Here is a 15,862-nt window from a genome sequence, read left to right on the forward strand (position 1 = left end):
CTAATACCTGCCACGTCATTGTATCACAAAAAGCTGCATGAAGGGGTCGCCCGTCCCTCAAGCCAGAGCTTTCGACTTCTTGATCTGCTTGCTTCGCAATTGTCCGCAAGCTGCATCAATATCTACACCATGCTCCAGACGAGTGCTTACGCTGACGCCCTGCTTCTTCAAGGTATCAAAAAAGGCTCGTACGGTCTCCCGCTCGCTTCTTTGATATTGACTGTGCTCATCGACTGGATTATAAGGAATCAAGTTCACATTGACGAGCTGGCGCCGGTCGCCGATTAGCTCGGTCAGCTCAAGCGCATGCTCCTTGCCGTCATTTACATCCTTCATCAGAATGTATTCTAACGTAATTCTGCGATTTGTTTTTTCCAAATAATAATCTATGGACTCCATTAGCTTCTCAATTGGAATGGCCTTGTTAATCTTCATAATCTTCGTCCGCAGCTCATTATTAGGCGCGTGAAGCGATACTGCCAAGTTCACCTGTGTATTCGCATCGGCAAATTCTACGATTTTGTTAGCAAGCCCACTCGTCGATACAGTAATACCTCTTCCTGCGATGGCTAATCCCTTGTGGTCCTTAATAATCGATAAGAAATTGAGCAGGTTCTTAAAGTTGTCGAACGGTTCGCCAATTCCCATGACTACAACGTGACTAACCTTTTGTTCGAGGTTTGCTGCATCCAAATGCTGCTGAACCTTCATAATCTGCTCTACAATTTCACCGCTGGAAAGATCACGACTCTTCGCTAACAGTCCACTAGCGCAAAAGCTGCAGCCGATATTACATCCAACCTGAGTAGTGACACATACGGACAAACCGTATTTCTGTCTCATGAGCACCGTCTCGATCAGGTTGCCATCCTTCAAACGGAACAGGAACTTGATCGTCCCATCCGCAGACTCCTGCTTCACATGTTCTTCCAGCGTATGGATCACATAGTGCTGCTCCAATAATTCTACACAATCTTTATTTACATCGAGCATTTCTGAGAATTCTGTAATCCGCTTCCGATAAAGCCAATCCCAGACCTGCGTAGCTCGAAATTTTTTATGTCCACGTTCTAACAGCCATGCCGCCAGTTGATCAAAAGTTAATCCATAAATGGATTCCATATTCATTCGTTATCCTCTTTTCAAAACATTAAAGTTCAGTCCATCACTACTCATTGTCTCAAATTTTTTTTATTTAAACAAGGGGAGTTGTAGCGAAGCGTCGAAGTTTACACCATTAGAAGTCCGTTCTATGAAATTACATCTGAGGAGAGATCGAATCAAATGAGCTCAACCACAATAAAAATCATCGGTTTTGCCCTTCTAGCTGCCGTTCTAATCTTTGGTGGCTTTTTACTGTATATTACCATTGCCGATTATAAGCCGAAGGAGACTACTCCACTAACGGTAAACCATAATCAGGAACTAATGATGAAGCAGGGAGAACCTTTTGCAATAACAACCTTTAATATTGGCTATGCTGGGCTGGATAAGGATCAGGATTTCTTTATGGATGGCGGGACCAAATCACGTTCAAGCAGCGAGGAACAAACGAAGACAAATCTTGAGGCAATAGCCTCTCTAATGACTACTTCAGGCTCAGATTTATTTATGTTGCAGGAGGTAGATCTCGATTCTTCTCGTAGCAACCATATAGATGAGGTCTCCTTGTTATCGAATACCTTCTCTGATTACAGCAACGTATTCGCAACGAACTACAAGGTGCCTTGGGTACCGATTCCCGTTCTTGATCCGATGGGCTCAGTAAATAGCGGTTTATTAACCTTATCTAAATTCGGTAGCACAAGTAACGTTAGATATGATCTTCCGGGAAAAGAAAGCTGGCCTCGTCAACTGTTTGAACTTGACCGCGCCTTTATGGAGAGCAGATTCCCCGTCGATAACGGGAAAGAACTGATCCTGATCAACCTTCATTTATCAGCCTTTGACCAAGGGGGAACGATTCGCAAGCAGCAATTAGAATATCTTTCTACTTATATTCAGAGAGAGAATGATAAAGGCAATTACCTCATCTTAGGCGGAGACTGGAATCATTCTTTACCGGGCACAACCCCTGAGGCCTTTGAGACTACACAAGCTTGGCCAGAATGGCTGCAGCAGTTCCCTGAAGATTTCAAACCGGAGGGCTTTCAATGGGCTGTCGATGCTAAAGTGCCGTCCGTCCGGACACTTGATGTAGCTTATTCAGAAGGTGTAAATTTCCGGGCTGTAATTGATGGCTTCCTAGTTTCACCGAATATCACAATAAGTGGCGTACAGGGCCATGACCTATCTTTTGAACACAGCGATCATAACCCTGTAACAGCTACTCTTATTCTAAGATAAGACCCAATCATGGACCATTGATGTTATTTAAAAATGACGAATTTCATGTTTTTCCCTTTTAGATACTGAATGATGGCAGGCAATGCCTCTACGGTAATTTTCTTTTCGTGAAAAAGATATACAGCACCGGACGGATCAGTATGATGAACAAATTGAATGACGTCTTCTGAGGTCTTGCGTCTCCAATCCTCGGAATCACGATTCCATAACAATACTTTCATCTGCTGTTCTGTCACTTTGGCTGCTAACTTATCATTAATCGCACCATATGGCGGCCGAAAAACAGTAATCGGCGATTGAATGATTTGCTCCAATGCCCGGTTAGCCTTCGCCAAATTATTTTGATTCTCGTTAGCCCCATTGTCGGTCATCTTGCTATGATCCCACGAATGACTTCCGATCGACATCTGATGTTCATTCGCATACTTAACCGCTTCCACATTATGAGCGACCTTATTCCCAACAAATAAAAAGGTGGCTGCCACCTCATGTTCTACTAGAATATCTACGATTTCTTTCGTATACTTCGACGGACCATCATCAAATGACAAGGCCACGTAACCCTTCGGCAGGCTATAGGTGTATTTATTCCCGGTTAATTTAATCTCCTCATACCGCTGTGTTTGTTCTTGAGGAGGCTCTGTAGGTTCTGGTGTAGGTTTAGAAGGTTCTGGCGTAGGCTCAGACTCCTCTTGCTGGCTAGGGCTCGCTTCTATCTTACCAATAGGAGGAATGAATGGTAGAGAGACTATTTTCTCGATCCCCTCAGCGCTGGCGCCTAGTGAGGGACCTTCCAATCCTTCTGCACGGTCCATATCTTGACCACCCATTCGAAGAGACAACAATATAACGACTAAACAAGCGAACATGATACTCTGCAGTCTAAGTCTTCCAACCCGTTTTTTGCTCTTCTTTCTTAGCCTGCGTGCTGGAGGTATAGAGGGTGGCGTAGTTTCAACAGTAATCTCTTCCTGTACATGGGGATCGTTCACTTGCTTTAATTGAAGAAGCTGAGACACATAATATTCAGAGCAGGCAAAATACATGGTTTCGCTGAAGGTTTGGTTCATAATAATCAGTGTGCTGTAATAACTGTTGCGAAATGGATCCCACTTCGGATACAATGACAATCTCATTCTTTCCCCGAAAAAGGGAGCCAGCGCGTTTAGTTGTTCATATGTAAATTCGTCTATGTTTAGCATGCGTCTGGCATACCCAATATCACGGGTTAAACCTACTTCAATCTGGTAACCGGCCTGTTCATGCTCAAGCGACAGCAACTCAATCATTAGAACAGTGCTCGGTTCATTCATTGCCATGAATCTTATGTATCTCCGTTTTCGTCATTTCGTCCCGCCAGTGTGCTTCCATTCCCAAAAGGAACGGTCATACGATTGGTAAAATCGCTGATCATACCGGAGAGATATGCTTTTTCTTGGCGGATCGTATCGTATTTCTGTCTTAAATGCGCGTTCTCAGTTTCAATCCGTCCAAGCTTCTCTTCCAGATCATTCATCTTCTTGAGCTTCTCTGCATGAGCTTCGTTATGCTTTTGGATCAGATTTACATACTTTTGATGCTCTAGATCAATCGTACTCTTTAATTCTTCAATCTCTGCAGTGAGGGTAGTCTGAAGCTCCCGATAATCTTCCAGTACTTGATCGACTTTCAGATTCTTCTCAATCAATTTATGCTCAAGCTCTCGAACGTTCTTCTCTCTTTCCTCAATCACTTTATTGAGATTCTTCATGTCCCGGTTCAAACGTTCAACATGGCTGCTGGAATGAGTCAACCGATCCTGAAGTTCATTAATATTCGTCTCAGCATGCTGTCTGGCCTGAATGATCTGCTCCACGGAGAAGATCAAATCGAGTGATTTTTTATCAAGCGGCGCTTTCCCTGTAGTAACCACTCCTGCTAAAGTCTCGCCAGCAATCTGTTCCTCTACTTCCTCGCCCTGCTCTTCTGATAATTGCACCTTTTGAACCATACCCGGTTTGGACTGCTTATCCACTGAATCTTTCTTTTTAAAAAAGGGAGAAATCATTGATCTTATCACCTCAATTATAAAAAAATGTCAAAAAATGTCGAGTGCCCACGAGTCTATTATAGTTTACTTGTCTTGTCTGTAAGTGAGCCTTTATATCTAACTTTTTGAATTGGATCAAAAGACCTAAATTCTTGCCAATAACAAGAAAAAAGCACCCTTGCGGGTGCTCTGGTTTTAATTAAATTTATCGGGGAATTGTTTAACAATACCTTCGGTTAGTATATCTCCAAACATAATCATATGCTCAAGCCCTTTATCGAAAGCGACGATCTCGGCATCCCAATCCTTTTTAGCTCTAGCTGTCACATCATCCGTTATTAGCTCCAAATGTTCATGAAGCATCTCCTTCAATTGTTCATACGAATATTTGGGATTCTGTGCGCTAAGGAACTTAGCAATGTCGTCAGCGTTGTCATACCACTCTTTATTGTATTTTTCCAAATCCGACTGATTACCTGCTAGTGCAGCAGCAACTACCTTTCCGGCAATAAGGATATGCTCCCGCAATAATTGAGCTAGCTTATCACCTACTGCCTCACCGTAATACGGCTTATAAACATTCCCTATCTCCTGCTGATTCTGTAGCAACCTTGCCAGTACCTTCTCTTTGTCCTCGGAATTCGCAAAGGCGCTAACTATGTAGTTTTTCGTCCATATCACATGGTCGCTCCATAGTTTCCTAAGATTATCCTTAAGCTCTATTACAGAGGGCGTAAAGCATTGCTTGTGTGAACTCTTTTTCTCTTTGGCTGCAGCATCGGCAGTTACAGGCATTACACTAACAACAAGGAACATACACACAAAAACTAACTTCGCAATCAAAAACTTAGGCTTCAATATGACCTATCTCCTTTTAAGCATCTATTAACAATCTTGTATAGTGTGTACCGATACTCTTATTTCATTCCTATCTTCTTGTACATAAAAAAAAGCACCGTCATTAGACGGCGCCTCTTCCTTAAACTTATCTGAACATCACTTTATCTACATTGTATTTAGACTTCAACTCATTAATGATATACGTTTCGTAGATCTCTCTATGAACGGGGCTCTCGATTAAACTTACATCAATTCTGGTGACCTCGTCCCGATGCAGCTTAATATCAGATACGGTGTCTTCGAAATGTTTTTTGATTCTAGGTCTTAGCTTTCTCGCTTTACCTACAAACAACAACTCATCTTGGTCATTGTAGAACATAAAGATACCGCCGTAATCTCTTGGAATTAGGTGGAAATCAGTGAATCCGTAGATATTGCTTAGCTGCGGGTTGATTTGTTTAGTAATACTAACATCCACATTGGGCATAGTTATGTTGATCATTTTAGCTCACGTCCTCTTTCTATATAGGAGTAAATAGTATCATAAGTTAGCCTTTTATTCTATCTTTCACAATGAGCCTGGCTCTTTATTCTGCCTTGGACTGACGACTCATTAGAACTTGAACAGTCTCTGTTATCCCTTGCTCAAAAGGAGTAGCGGGAATTGGACCCACAACACGCTCGTATTTACCACCGCTTAGGACCACAGGCTCTTTGGTTAAATACAGCATCTCAACAATCTCTTTCATGACTGGAACGAATATACCGAGCAGCGATAGTCCAGTCTTTCCTAATGAGATAACAGGCTTCTTGGAGCCGCTTGCTGCTTGCGCTATTCTAACGATATCTCGTCCTGAGATTGTGCCTGCCCCGGGAATGTTCCAATTCTGACCATAAGCTTCATCTCTACTAGCGAGCTCAATAATCATGATAGCAGCATCCGGCAAATACACATACTCACGGGCAACGGTCATATTTCCGATGAACACTGCAGGTTTACCTGCAGCGATGGACTCCAGAGTCGATCCTAAATAGGAAGCCTCATTGGCAGTAGGTCCATAATAATCCGGTAAACGGACAATGAGCCGCTGTGCTTTACTCCAACGCTGGCTAAAAAACATTTGTTCAAACTCAAGTTTCACTTTACCTTTTTTTGTATGGGGATTCTTCGGATATTCCTCGTTGATCGGCTTGTCATTCTGTCTTCTTCCATAAGGATAAATGCCATCCACTGCGACAACCTTTATCCCCAGCTTATTAGCCGCCTCCATGACCGCCTCTCCCATAGGTAACAGTCGTGTGCTCATTTCATTATACGGAACAGATGCACTATGAAAAATAACATCCACATCCTGTGCAGCTGATAATACGTCCTTCGCATTAAATACGTCCCCTGCTATTAGCTTAAGAGCGACGGGATTACCCAGCTTCGTTGCAAGCTTCTCCAACTTTGGAATCCATCGCCCAAAGGCCACCGTTTCTATCCCTCTCTTTAATAATTCAGCGATAATTACCGTCCCTGTTCCCCCGGTTGCACCAAGCACAAGCGCTTTTGTTAACATAAATGATCCCTCCTATTATTGTTATTGATTAATCACTAACTAACGATCATAAATCTAAGAGCCTGAGCTCTTAGATGTTAGAATGAATTTCATCTCTACTACTCTTTCCGGTGTTTCGGCTTCAACTCTGGCATTCCAAGAGCCAAAGAAATATTACAGAGCATACCATTGGCCATAAAGGTACTTACCTCTACTTCAGGCTGCTCGATCCCAGCGGCGATAAACTTCTCGTGCACAAGGTTGGTGATCTCAAGCATTCCTTGTTGCATCGTTTCACGGATGACTTCATCGCGAATCCCTAACCCCTGAACTTGCAAAATAATCTCATTCGGATGTGTCTCCATCAACAACTCGTATACTTTAATGCTTTCCTTTAACACTTGATCTGCAGTGGCCTCTACTCCTTGAAACGAACGAATAATCCGTTCAAAAGCCCGCTCTAAGGAAGCAACAAACAATTCTTCTTTATTCTTGAACACCTTAAACACATAGGGCTGAGAAATACCTACCTTTTCCGCAACCTGTGCTGTCGTAGCTCGGTAGTAGCCATTCTCGGCGAATACAACAACCGCTGCCTCCAAGATTTGTTCTCGGCGGTTTACGGAAACCGATTCATCCGCTTTCTTGCGACCGGAACTAGATTCTGTTGTCATCATAATCTCCTTACGCAACCTAATCTATTAGGTTATTGATCAATCACTTTCTTGATTAGAGTATATGCTCATCTCCTAAATAATGCAACTTAAAATCAACTATAATTTTTAACAACTTTCATCCGTACAGAAAATACAGTAAAAGTTTTTTCCCTATTTCCACTGGAAATATTACTAAAAAATATGACGTTATTCAGAACCTTCTCGCCAAAGGGTTGTGATTTTCCTCATGAGGGTATTATAAATATTAAGGTAGTGTAGAGTTGTGTTAACTTCATGAAAAGAGCAATTAGCTTCTAGGAGGATTTGATTCATGTCAGCAACAGACAGGCAAAAAATTGTAGATAGTGTCCCGCAAACCGGATTTTTCGGACATCCTAAGGGACTATTCACACTCTTCTTTACTGAATTTTGGGAACGTTTTTCCTATTATGGCATGAGAGCGATCCTTGTTTACTACATGTATTATGAAGTAAGCAAAGGCGGGCTCGGATTTCCAGAGGATATGGCCCTTTCGATTATGTCTATCTATGGATCACTCGTATATATGTCTGGAATTATAGGTGGATGGCTTGCGGATCGAATTTTCGGGACTTCGAAGGCAGTCTTTTACGGCGGCGTTCTAATTATGTTTGGGCATATTTTACTGGCGATACCGGGAAATGCCACGCTATTCTTTTCTTCGATGATTATGATCGTGCTTGGAACCGGACTTCTTAAGCCCAATGTATCAAGTATTGTAGGCGAAATCTACAGCGAACAAGATAACCGCCGCGACGCTGCTTTCAGCATTTTTTATATGGGTATTAATCTCGGCGGATTCATCTCTCCACTGATTGTAGGCGCTGTAGGTATGAATAATTTCCATCTCGGTTTCTCGATTGCCGCGGTGGGCATGTTTATTGGATTAGTTGTTTACGTAGTGACTCGCACCAAAAATCTAGGTCTGGCAGGTACGATTGTACGCAACCCGATTCCAGCCGAACAAAAGAAAAAATTATTTACTTGGATTGGCATTGGACTAGTTGTGCTTGCTGTATTAGTTACGGTCGGCATTCTTACTGGAATACTCACCTTTGAGACATTCATTAAAATCGTAGGGGTGTTAGGGCTACTTATTCCTACAATGTACTTCATTGTGATGTACCGCAGTCCCAAAACAACAGCTGTAGAGCGATCACGGATTCTCGCGTACATCCCTTTATTTATTGCTTCGATTATGTTCTGGGCGATTCAGGAACAAACTTCAACAGTTCTAGCAAGCTTTGCTGATAAGCGTACCCAGTTGGACTTTGCAGGCATACACATTTCTCCAGCTTGGTTCCAATCGCTTAACCCGCTATTTATTATCGCCCTTGCACCTGCATTTGCATGGCTTTGGTTAAAGCTCGGTAACCGCCAACCAACGATTCCACAAAAGTTCTCACTTGGTTTATTGTTTGCCGGTCTGTCCTTCCTAGTGATTCTGGTACCGGCTTACTTCGGTGGAGCCAATTCACTGGTGAATCCATTATGGCTGGTTCTCAGCTACTTTATCGTCGTCATTGGGGAACTATGCTTGTCGCCTGTTGGCTTATCAGCAACAACCAAACTGGCGCCAGCTGCTTTTACTGCTCAGATGATGAGTATGTGGTTCTTGTCCAATGCTGCTGCACAAGCTATTAATGCTCAAATTGTGAAATTCTATACCCCGGATACCGAAATGCTGTACTTCGGAGTCATAGGCGGAGTCGCCATTGTGCTCGCGTTAATTCTCTTCCTGTTCTCTTCTAAGATTCAAAATTTCATGAAGGGTATACGATAAATATATAAGGCTGCCGGGATATTCCCGGCAGCCTTTTTTTGAATCAATATTCTAAGCTAAGTCTACACCAGAAACATAGCAACAATCGTTGTAACTATCAGCCCAATCAGCACCGGTTTCACATTGCGTCTAGCGAGCTCAAATGGACTTACGCCGCAGATAGCGGCGGCTGGAATCAATGCCCATGGGATTAGCGTCCCCCCGCCAACCCAAATGGCAGATACCTGACCGAGTGCAGTTAAAGTAGCTGCGTCGGAATGTGTGGCAACAGCGAACAATTTTCCGATGGACCCCGCAAGTGAGATTCCCGAGAACCCTGAACCATCAAGGCCCGTAATGGCCCCTGTTATGGTAGCGGTCACAGCACCTACAGCACCATTAAGAGGTACATTATGCGCCAGAGCAACCCCTAGATCATTAACAATTCCCTGAGAAGCAGCAGGTAAGACTTTGCCAAACAATTCAGCAAAGGCCGAATCTCCCAAATAGAAGAATGCCGCAATTGGAATCACTGGACCGAATACTTTAAAGCCAAATGTGAGTCCATCAATTAGATATGAGGTGACTTGCTCCAGTCCCTTATTACGATGTGCGAGCAATGTTACTACAACCAAGATAAATACAGCAGTCCCGCCAACTAAGGCCGTTGCGTCTCCACCCTGTAAATCCAGCAGAAACATACCTGCTACATCAGCTAGAAACAGGAGTGGGATAACGATCGCCAGCCATTTCTTCAGTGTGGGAGGAATCACCGCTTGACCCTCGACCGCGTCACTGTCTGCAGCTAGCGCATTCGCGGCATTTTTCCCGGAAATAAGTCCGTCTCGCCAAGTACCGTTCTTCTGATCTCGTCGCATCATCCAATAGGCTGTTACCGTAGTGACTACACCCATCACTATAACAAGCGGAATACTCGCTTCCATGACACTGCTTACCGGAAGTCCTGCCGCATCTGCCGTTAATTTAGGTGCACCTTGAATAATATAATCACTCGACAGCGCAATCCCATGACCGAATAGATTCATCGCAATCGCTGCTCCAAGTGCAGGCAATCCTACGCGAATAGCAACGGGCAGCAGCACAACCCCTATCAGGGCCACTGCTGGCGAAGGCCAGAAGAACCATGATGTCACCATCATAATCAAGCCAATGCCCCAAAATGCCATAAACGGCGTACGTAAAAAACGGGTAAGTGGGGCAACCATCGTCTCGTTTATTCCGGTACGTGTTAATACTCTGCTCATGGCTACAATGATCGAAATAATCATAATCGTACCCATTAACTCCTTTGTTGCATATACAAAAGAGTTGAATACGCCTGTGACTGAACCACTAATCGTTTCTGTCGCGAGCCAGCCTAATACAAAGATGCCTGAAATACAGATCATCGTTGTATCCCGCCGCTTAATCAAAAGTGCCATAATGAACACGATGAATGCCAAATATACATAATGGAGCGCTGTTAATTGGATGCCCATCTCTGAACCACACCCTTCTCCTGCTTACAAGTGCTATATGTTATGCAGGGGTGTAGGCTAATGTTCGGTAGAAATGGGCGCTTAAATATTTTTATGATTTAAATAGAAAGAGACGCTTTTGCTAATGTATCCATCACCTCGTCGCTAATAAATGGTGCGATAGACACAAGGGCTTTTATCCCTTCTTGTTCAAAAGCTCTTCTAGCGCACTCATCTAGTACCTCGTCACTTAAAAAAGGAGCAATAGACAATAATGCGTTAATGCCTTCTCGTTCAAAGGTACTTCTTGCACACTCATCCAGCATCTCATCGCTTATAAACGGAGCAATAGACAACAGCGCATGAATTCCTTCTCGCTCAAAGGTAACTTTTGCGCACTCATCTAGTACTTCTTCGCTTATAAATGGAGCGATGGATAGCAGATCTTGTATCGATACTGGATCCTTCACATATTCAAATACCTCGTTCACATGTTCCGTAAGAAGAATGGGCGCAACTTCGGAAATTTCCGCTACTGAAAGCTCATTTTGATTTAAAAATTGTTCTGTGGTATTTTCGAGTACATTTACTACTATCTGTGTCGATTTGCTCTTTTCAAGGATTGCATCAATGCTCACATTAAAAATTTCGGCCAGCTGGGGAAGCTTAGAAACATCCGGCATAGTCTCTCCTCGTTCCCAATTACTAACCGCCTGATAACTAATGCCAAGTTGATCGGCAAGCCCCATCTGAGTCATCCCCGTCTGCTTTCTTAAATCAGCGATATTCTTGCCTACCTTTAACATATCGAACACTGAAATCTCCTCCTCATTTATGATGGTTTCAGTGTATCTATTACTATTAATTTTGTATATCAAGCGTTACTTGAGTACTTATCGAGACGCCTAGAACGCAAAAAGCCGCCCCACGCATAGATAACATCCACGCATGAGACGACTTTCTTAGTGTTTCCTATTTAGAAATTTATTATTTAGCCACGACTCCGCCATCAACTGGCAGCTCAACACCCGTAATATAAGAAGCTTCGTCAGAAGCTAGGAACAATACAGCTTCAGCTACTTCAGAAGCACGTCCAACGCGTGGCAATGCAGTCTGGGACATAAAGAAGCTATGCATTCTTTCATCATTTACAAATTCAGCACTCATTGGAGTTTCGATAAATCCTGGGTGAACAGAGTTCACGCGAATGTTATCTTTACCAAAGTCTACAGCTGCTGCTTTACTCAGCATACGAACGGCACCTTTAGAAGCTGTATAAGCGCCAGCACCGCTGCTGCCAGTCAAACCTGCGATGGAGGAGATATTGACGATGGAACCACCTTTATTGTTCTTCATTTGAGGAACAACATGTTTCATCCCAAGGAATACGCTGCTTACGTTAATGTTCATTACTTTGTTCCATTGATCAACAGTGGATTCAAGCAATTGAACTGGGAACGAGATTCCTGCGTTGTTTACCAGGATGTCGATTTTTCCAAATTTGCTAATCACATCTTCTACAACTTTGATCCAGTCTTCTTCGGAAGCTACATTATGTGCATAAGCTGCGGCCTGTCCACCATTGGCTTCGATTTCTTTTACAACTGCTTGTACAGCAGCTTCGTTAATATCAGTTGCTACAACTGTAGCACCTTCTTTGGACAATAAAAGGGCTTCTTCACGACCCATGCCACTGCCTGCACCTGTAATAATTGCTACTTTATTAGTTAGACGATTCATAATTAAGTCTCCTCTATAATCGTATTGTGATATAATAATTCGAGTTATGATAGTAACACTATCACTGTGATATTTATCATATCATTTTTACGAAATAACTACAACCTCTCCTTGCTTAATCCAATAAACGGTGGATATAATACTAATAATTAAAGAACCTAATTAAAAAATGGAAGGGTCTATCCCTCATGAATCCTAAAGCACGCTATGAAAAAGAACGATCCGACGGTAAACAGCAGCGATTATATACGATTCTCGAATCCGCAGAACGAATATTTTCGCAAAAAGGAATTGAAAAGTCGACGATGCAGGATGTCGCAAGCGAAGCAAATATAGGGATTGCGACGCTGTTTCGATATTTTCCCAGAAAAGAAAAGCTCATCGTGGCGGTGGCCACCCGAATGCTAGAACCAATGCTCGATTACTTTAAGCATGTAGCCGACTTACCACTTACCTGTCTCGAAAAGATCGAGATGTTATTTGACTTCTTTATTCAGGATCAAAATCATTTAAGCATTATTTTTATGGTCAATTTTGAAAGCTACGCCTCTCACTTAAATGAGCCTGTTGAGGACGTTCTGGATTTCAATGCATTAAACCGCAAGATTTGGCATGAGTACTCCAGGATCATTCAAAATGGGGTAGAAGACGGTTCTATTCGCGCCGATCTCCCTGTGAAAGAGACCTTAATCACGCTGATGAACAGCTTTGCTCTCTTTTCCAGAAAGCTAACGATGAAAGAAAACATCCTCCTGCTAGAATCGGATTTAGACTCCGACAAGCAGCTTGAGCTTCTTAAACAAATCTTTCTAGAGCATTTAAAAGCCTAAAAAGCGCCAGTTTCCTTATGAGGGGAACTTGGCGCTTTTTTGATCATAAATTCGATTGCTAGTGAAAAGGACAGGTGGCCACAGGTGATCGCTGATAAAGGAAACGAGGGCTGTAATCATATTCTTTCAGCTTACTGTCATGCCAAATCGGTGTAGACGACGGAGACATAGGGGGGATCAGCCATGACCAGCGTCCTGAAACCTGACGTCCATGTCCCTGCTCCTGCTCTTGAAATCTCACAAATTGATCAGCTGCAGTATGGTGATCAACGATACTGACCCCAGCTTGCTTAAAGGAATGCAGTACTGCACGATTCAATTCAAGAAGCGCCCGATCCTTCCAAAGCGTTGTGTTACTGGAGCGGTCAAGTCCCATCAGATCAGCTACAGCTGGCAAAGTGTTATATCTTCCAGTATCCCCTAAGTTACGTGAGCCAATTTCGGTCTCCATGTACCAGCCGTTAAAAGGAGCCGCGGGGTATAGAATCCCGCCAATCTCCAACTGCATGTCCGAAATGATCGGCACAGAATACCAGCGAAGCTGAAGCTCTGCAAAACGTTCAATTTCAGGATGAGTTAACGGTACCTCTTGAATGAGGTGTTGAGGAATAGGAAATACGTGGGGGTGCCCATTACCTATGCTGATCACTAGCGGCAATACATCATAATTGCCCCTTGTTCCCTGCCAGCCTAGTTGTTGGCACACTTTCGTAAATTCATCCGATGCCGGATCACCAGCGCGTTCATGTTCAGCATCACCAGGATATCCCGCGTAACGAATCAATTGATGGTTCCAAATCCGGATTCTCCGATCAGGAGCTTCCCCGCTGCGGAAGACCGTGATAAGTGGACGAATACGTCCTCCATTATTCGCCTTTTCCAGATGTCGCAGCAAAGCTTCAGCAATATCCTCCTCGGTCTCTGCCAGACGTTCATCCATCAGCTCAATGGATTGCCAAAAGAGGCGGCCAATGCAGCGGCTATTATTTCGCCAAGCCATTCTCGCCCCATGAGCCAGCTCTTCCCTTGTATGTGTGTAACTCCCGGATTGATTAATTTCTTCTCGTACGGCTTGGATGCGTTGATCCATCTCAGCTTCAGTCTTATCAAGTTCAGCGTAACATTGTCGAATGAAAGCCTCCGCCTGCCGGGTTAACTCTTCGATGTGCATGCCATTCATATCCTTTATCCTCCATCTAAGCCATGCTAGAACTCTCGTTCCAGTATACCACCCACACTCCTAAGCTACATCCTTAGGGGAATAGCACATGAGAACAACCCGTGAAGCTTATTCGCTTCACGGGTTGTAGCAGGAACATCTAGCGTTCTGAACGTTTCCCTTGCGTCTTCAATGCAGCAAGCCTGCTCTTATCCTCGGCCAGCAGTTCTTCAGCCAACTCCACACCTTGGGGACCTAACGAGGCACGAGCTTGCTCTACCGCCTGTTCGGTATGCGCCAAACGGTTCTCAGCCTGTGCCAAAGTCTGTTCTGTTGGATGACTAAGCGCCTGAGAGACAGAGAAATGAAGCTTGCCTAAAGCATTTTTGGCTTGAGTTACATTGTCGTTCGCTTGCAGACTGGAATCGGGTTGTTTCATAAATGAAATTCGCTCCCTTCTGAAATGCGCCTGTTCTCTTCTAGCATGGTTTAGGATAAGTAACTTTATGCATACACCCTACTGGATGATGGATTGCATGAAAGTAGTCATTTCTTTGCTGGCCTTATTCAAGCGCTCAATTACCCCGCTGAATTCAGTGACCAATTCTGCTTGTGCGTGTGAAGAAGCAGAGATCGCTTCAATTTCTTGCTCCATTTGCTTAATGGACTTTTGAACATCACTCAGTGATTTTTCAATATTATGGGTTGCTTCTTTAGTGTTAACGGACAGTTTGCGCACTTCAGTAGCAACCACCCCAAAACCTGCCCCTTGCTCTCCTACACGCGCGGCTTCGATTGCCGCATTCAGCCCAAGCAGGTTCGTCTGCTCAGAAATCTCACGAATGAAGCCGGCAACCTTATTCACTTCTTGTGATTCCGTTACGGCTCTACGCGTATTATCTAATATTTGCTGCGAAGTAGCTGATAATTCCTGAGATTGGGCAGCTACGCTCTGCACCATCTCCATTAGATGACTGCTTATCTCATTAATCTCATCTGTGAATCCTTCAAGCTTATTCTCGTTCTCTAGTGTATAGGCAATGGCAAAAACCCCGATTACATCATCATCCGTTCCGTAGATAGGTACACATGTTGAGATTACAGGAGCTCCATAAATTTCTGCTGGGATTCGGTTAGAGCTTGCTATACCTTTCAGTCCATTTGAAAGCGACAGATCTTCAGGAGGGATAGGGTTACCCTTAACCAATCCGAGATCAATAACTTTACTTGGTGCGTAATAATGGAAGATCTCCCTGTCCGTGATTCCAATCATAATATCCTGCGAGTGAATCTTTTTGAAATAAGGTGCTGCGAGGACTAAGGCATCGATAATACTCATCTCTTCATCTCCCATATAAAAAATGTATATGTAGTTTTATCGTCACAATGGGTTATTAAATGAATATTGTCATAGTAGAGTAACAATCCCCACGTATGATTTG

General features: G+C 43.5%; 16 protein-coding genes. 3 read left to right on the forward strand and 13 right to left on the reverse strand.

Features of this window, described 5'->3' with window-relative positions; all coding sequences use genetic code 11:
* Positions 1-57 precede the first annotated feature (57 nt).
* Complete coding sequence (gene rlmN, locus MKY19_RS29340; protein WP_339799376.1) at positions 58-1,128, reverse strand: 23S rRNA (adenine(2503)-C(2))-methyltransferase RlmN; 1,071 nt, start codon at positions 1,126-1,128, stop codon at positions 58-60.
* Between the two features lie 156 nt (positions 1,129-1,284).
* Between rlmN and MKY19_RS29345 the strand changes: the two genes are divergently transcribed.
* On the forward strand, positions 1,285-2,346 hold the full coding sequence (locus tag MKY19_RS29345) for an endonuclease/exonuclease/phosphatase family protein (protein WP_339267825.1): 1,062 nt from the start codon (positions 1,285-1,287) through the stop codon (positions 2,344-2,346).
* Between the two features lie 23 nt (positions 2,347-2,369).
* Here the strand turns inward: MKY19_RS29345 and MKY19_RS29350 are convergent, their stop codons facing one another.
* The 6 genes from MKY19_RS29350 to MKY19_RS29375 form a co-directional block, all read right to left on the reverse strand.
* Positions 2,370-3,665: a polysaccharide deacetylase family protein gene (locus tag MKY19_RS29350; RefSeq protein WP_339267828.1), complete on the reverse strand. Its 1,296-nt coding sequence runs from the start codon at positions 3,663-3,665 to the stop codon at positions 2,370-2,372.
* A gap of 5 nt (positions 3,666-3,670) precedes the next feature.
* Positions 3,671-4,393 carry a hypothetical protein gene (locus MKY19_RS29355; protein WP_042192810.1) on the reverse strand — a complete coding sequence of 241 codons (723 nt, stop codon included), beginning with the start codon at positions 4,391-4,393 and terminating at the stop codon, positions 3,671-3,673.
* Between the two features lie 177 nt (positions 4,394-4,570).
* Positions 4,571-5,233 (reverse strand): glycosyltransferase, encoded by a 663-nt coding sequence (locus tag MKY19_RS29360; protein WP_339267830.1) that lies wholly within the window; start codon positions 5,231-5,233, stop codon positions 4,571-4,573.
* Positions 5,234-5,360: 127 nt separating this feature from the next.
* Complete coding sequence (locus tag MKY19_RS29365) at positions 5,361-5,717, reverse strand: nucleotide excision repair endonuclease (RefSeq protein ID WP_042192814.1); 357 nt, start codon at positions 5,715-5,717, stop codon at positions 5,361-5,363.
* A gap of 85 nt (positions 5,718-5,802) precedes the next feature.
* Positions 5,803-6,777, reverse strand: coding sequence for an NAD-dependent epimerase/dehydratase family protein (locus MKY19_RS29370; protein ID WP_339799380.1), 975 nt, complete (start codon positions 6,775-6,777; stop codon positions 5,803-5,805).
* Positions 6,778-6,875: 98 nt separating this feature from the next.
* Entirely contained in the window at positions 6,876-7,433 is a 558-nt protein-coding gene (locus MKY19_RS29375; protein WP_339799382.1) for a TetR/AcrR family transcriptional regulator, read from the reverse strand.
* Positions 7,434-7,743: 310 nt separating this feature from the next.
* On the opposite strand from MKY19_RS29375, the gene MKY19_RS29380 reads away from it, so the two are divergent.
* Entirely contained in the window at positions 7,744-9,234 is a 1,491-nt protein-coding gene (locus MKY19_RS29380) for a peptide MFS transporter (protein WP_042192820.1), read from the forward strand.
* Between the two features lie 62 nt (positions 9,235-9,296).
* Here the strand turns inward: MKY19_RS29380 and MKY19_RS29385 are convergent, their stop codons facing one another.
* The 3 genes from MKY19_RS29385 to MKY19_RS29395 all read right to left on the reverse strand — a co-directional run bounded on the left by MKY19_RS29385 (position 9,297) and on the right by MKY19_RS29395 (position 12,431).
* A complete protein-coding gene (locus MKY19_RS29385) occupies positions 9,297-10,712 on the reverse strand; it encodes a hypothetical protein (RefSeq protein ID WP_339799384.1) in 1,416 nt (471 codons plus the stop codon).
* A 98-nt stretch (positions 10,713-10,810) separates the two neighbouring features.
* The gene (locus tag MKY19_RS29390) at positions 10,811-11,497 is read right to left on the reverse strand and encodes a helix-turn-helix domain-containing protein (RefSeq protein WP_339804558.1); all 687 of its coding nucleotides are present in this window, start codon (positions 11,495-11,497) and stop codon (positions 10,811-10,813) included.
* 181 nt (positions 11,498-11,678) lie between these two features.
* A complete protein-coding gene (locus MKY19_RS29395; protein ID WP_076284950.1) occupies positions 11,679-12,431 on the reverse strand; it encodes an SDR family NAD(P)-dependent oxidoreductase in 753 nt (250 codons plus the stop codon).
* A 188-nt stretch (positions 12,432-12,619) separates the two neighbouring features.
* Between MKY19_RS29395 and MKY19_RS29400 the strand changes: the two genes are divergently transcribed.
* A complete protein-coding gene (locus tag MKY19_RS29400) occupies positions 12,620-13,261 on the forward strand; it encodes a helix-turn-helix domain-containing protein (protein ID WP_081382675.1) in 642 nt (213 codons plus the stop codon).
* 58 nt (positions 13,262-13,319) lie between these two features.
* On the opposite strand, the gene MKY19_RS29405 is transcribed toward MKY19_RS29400, so the two are convergent.
* The 3 genes from MKY19_RS29405 to MKY19_RS29415 all read right to left on the reverse strand — a co-directional run bounded on the left by MKY19_RS29405 (position 13,320) and on the right by MKY19_RS29415 (position 15,759).
* A complete protein-coding gene (locus MKY19_RS29405) occupies positions 13,320-14,432 on the reverse strand; it encodes a nitric oxide synthase oxygenase (RefSeq protein WP_339804560.1) in 1,113 nt (370 codons plus the stop codon).
* Positions 14,433-14,580: 148 nt separating this feature from the next.
* Positions 14,581-14,859, reverse strand: a complete 279-nt coding sequence (locus tag MKY19_RS29410; RefSeq protein WP_076284951.1) for a hypothetical protein — start codon at positions 14,857-14,859, stop codon at positions 14,581-14,583.
* Positions 14,860-14,937: 78 nt separating this feature from the next.
* Positions 14,938-15,759, reverse strand: coding sequence for a methyl-accepting chemotaxis protein (locus MKY19_RS29415; RefSeq protein WP_076284952.1), 822 nt, complete (start codon positions 15,757-15,759; stop codon positions 14,938-14,940).
* Positions 15,760-15,862 lie beyond the last annotated feature (103 nt).

Source organism: Paenibacillus sp. FSL R5-0744 (genome assembly GCF_037972555.1).
Taxonomy (GTDB): Bacteria; Bacillota; Bacilli; order Paenibacillales; family Paenibacillaceae; genus Paenibacillus_AQ.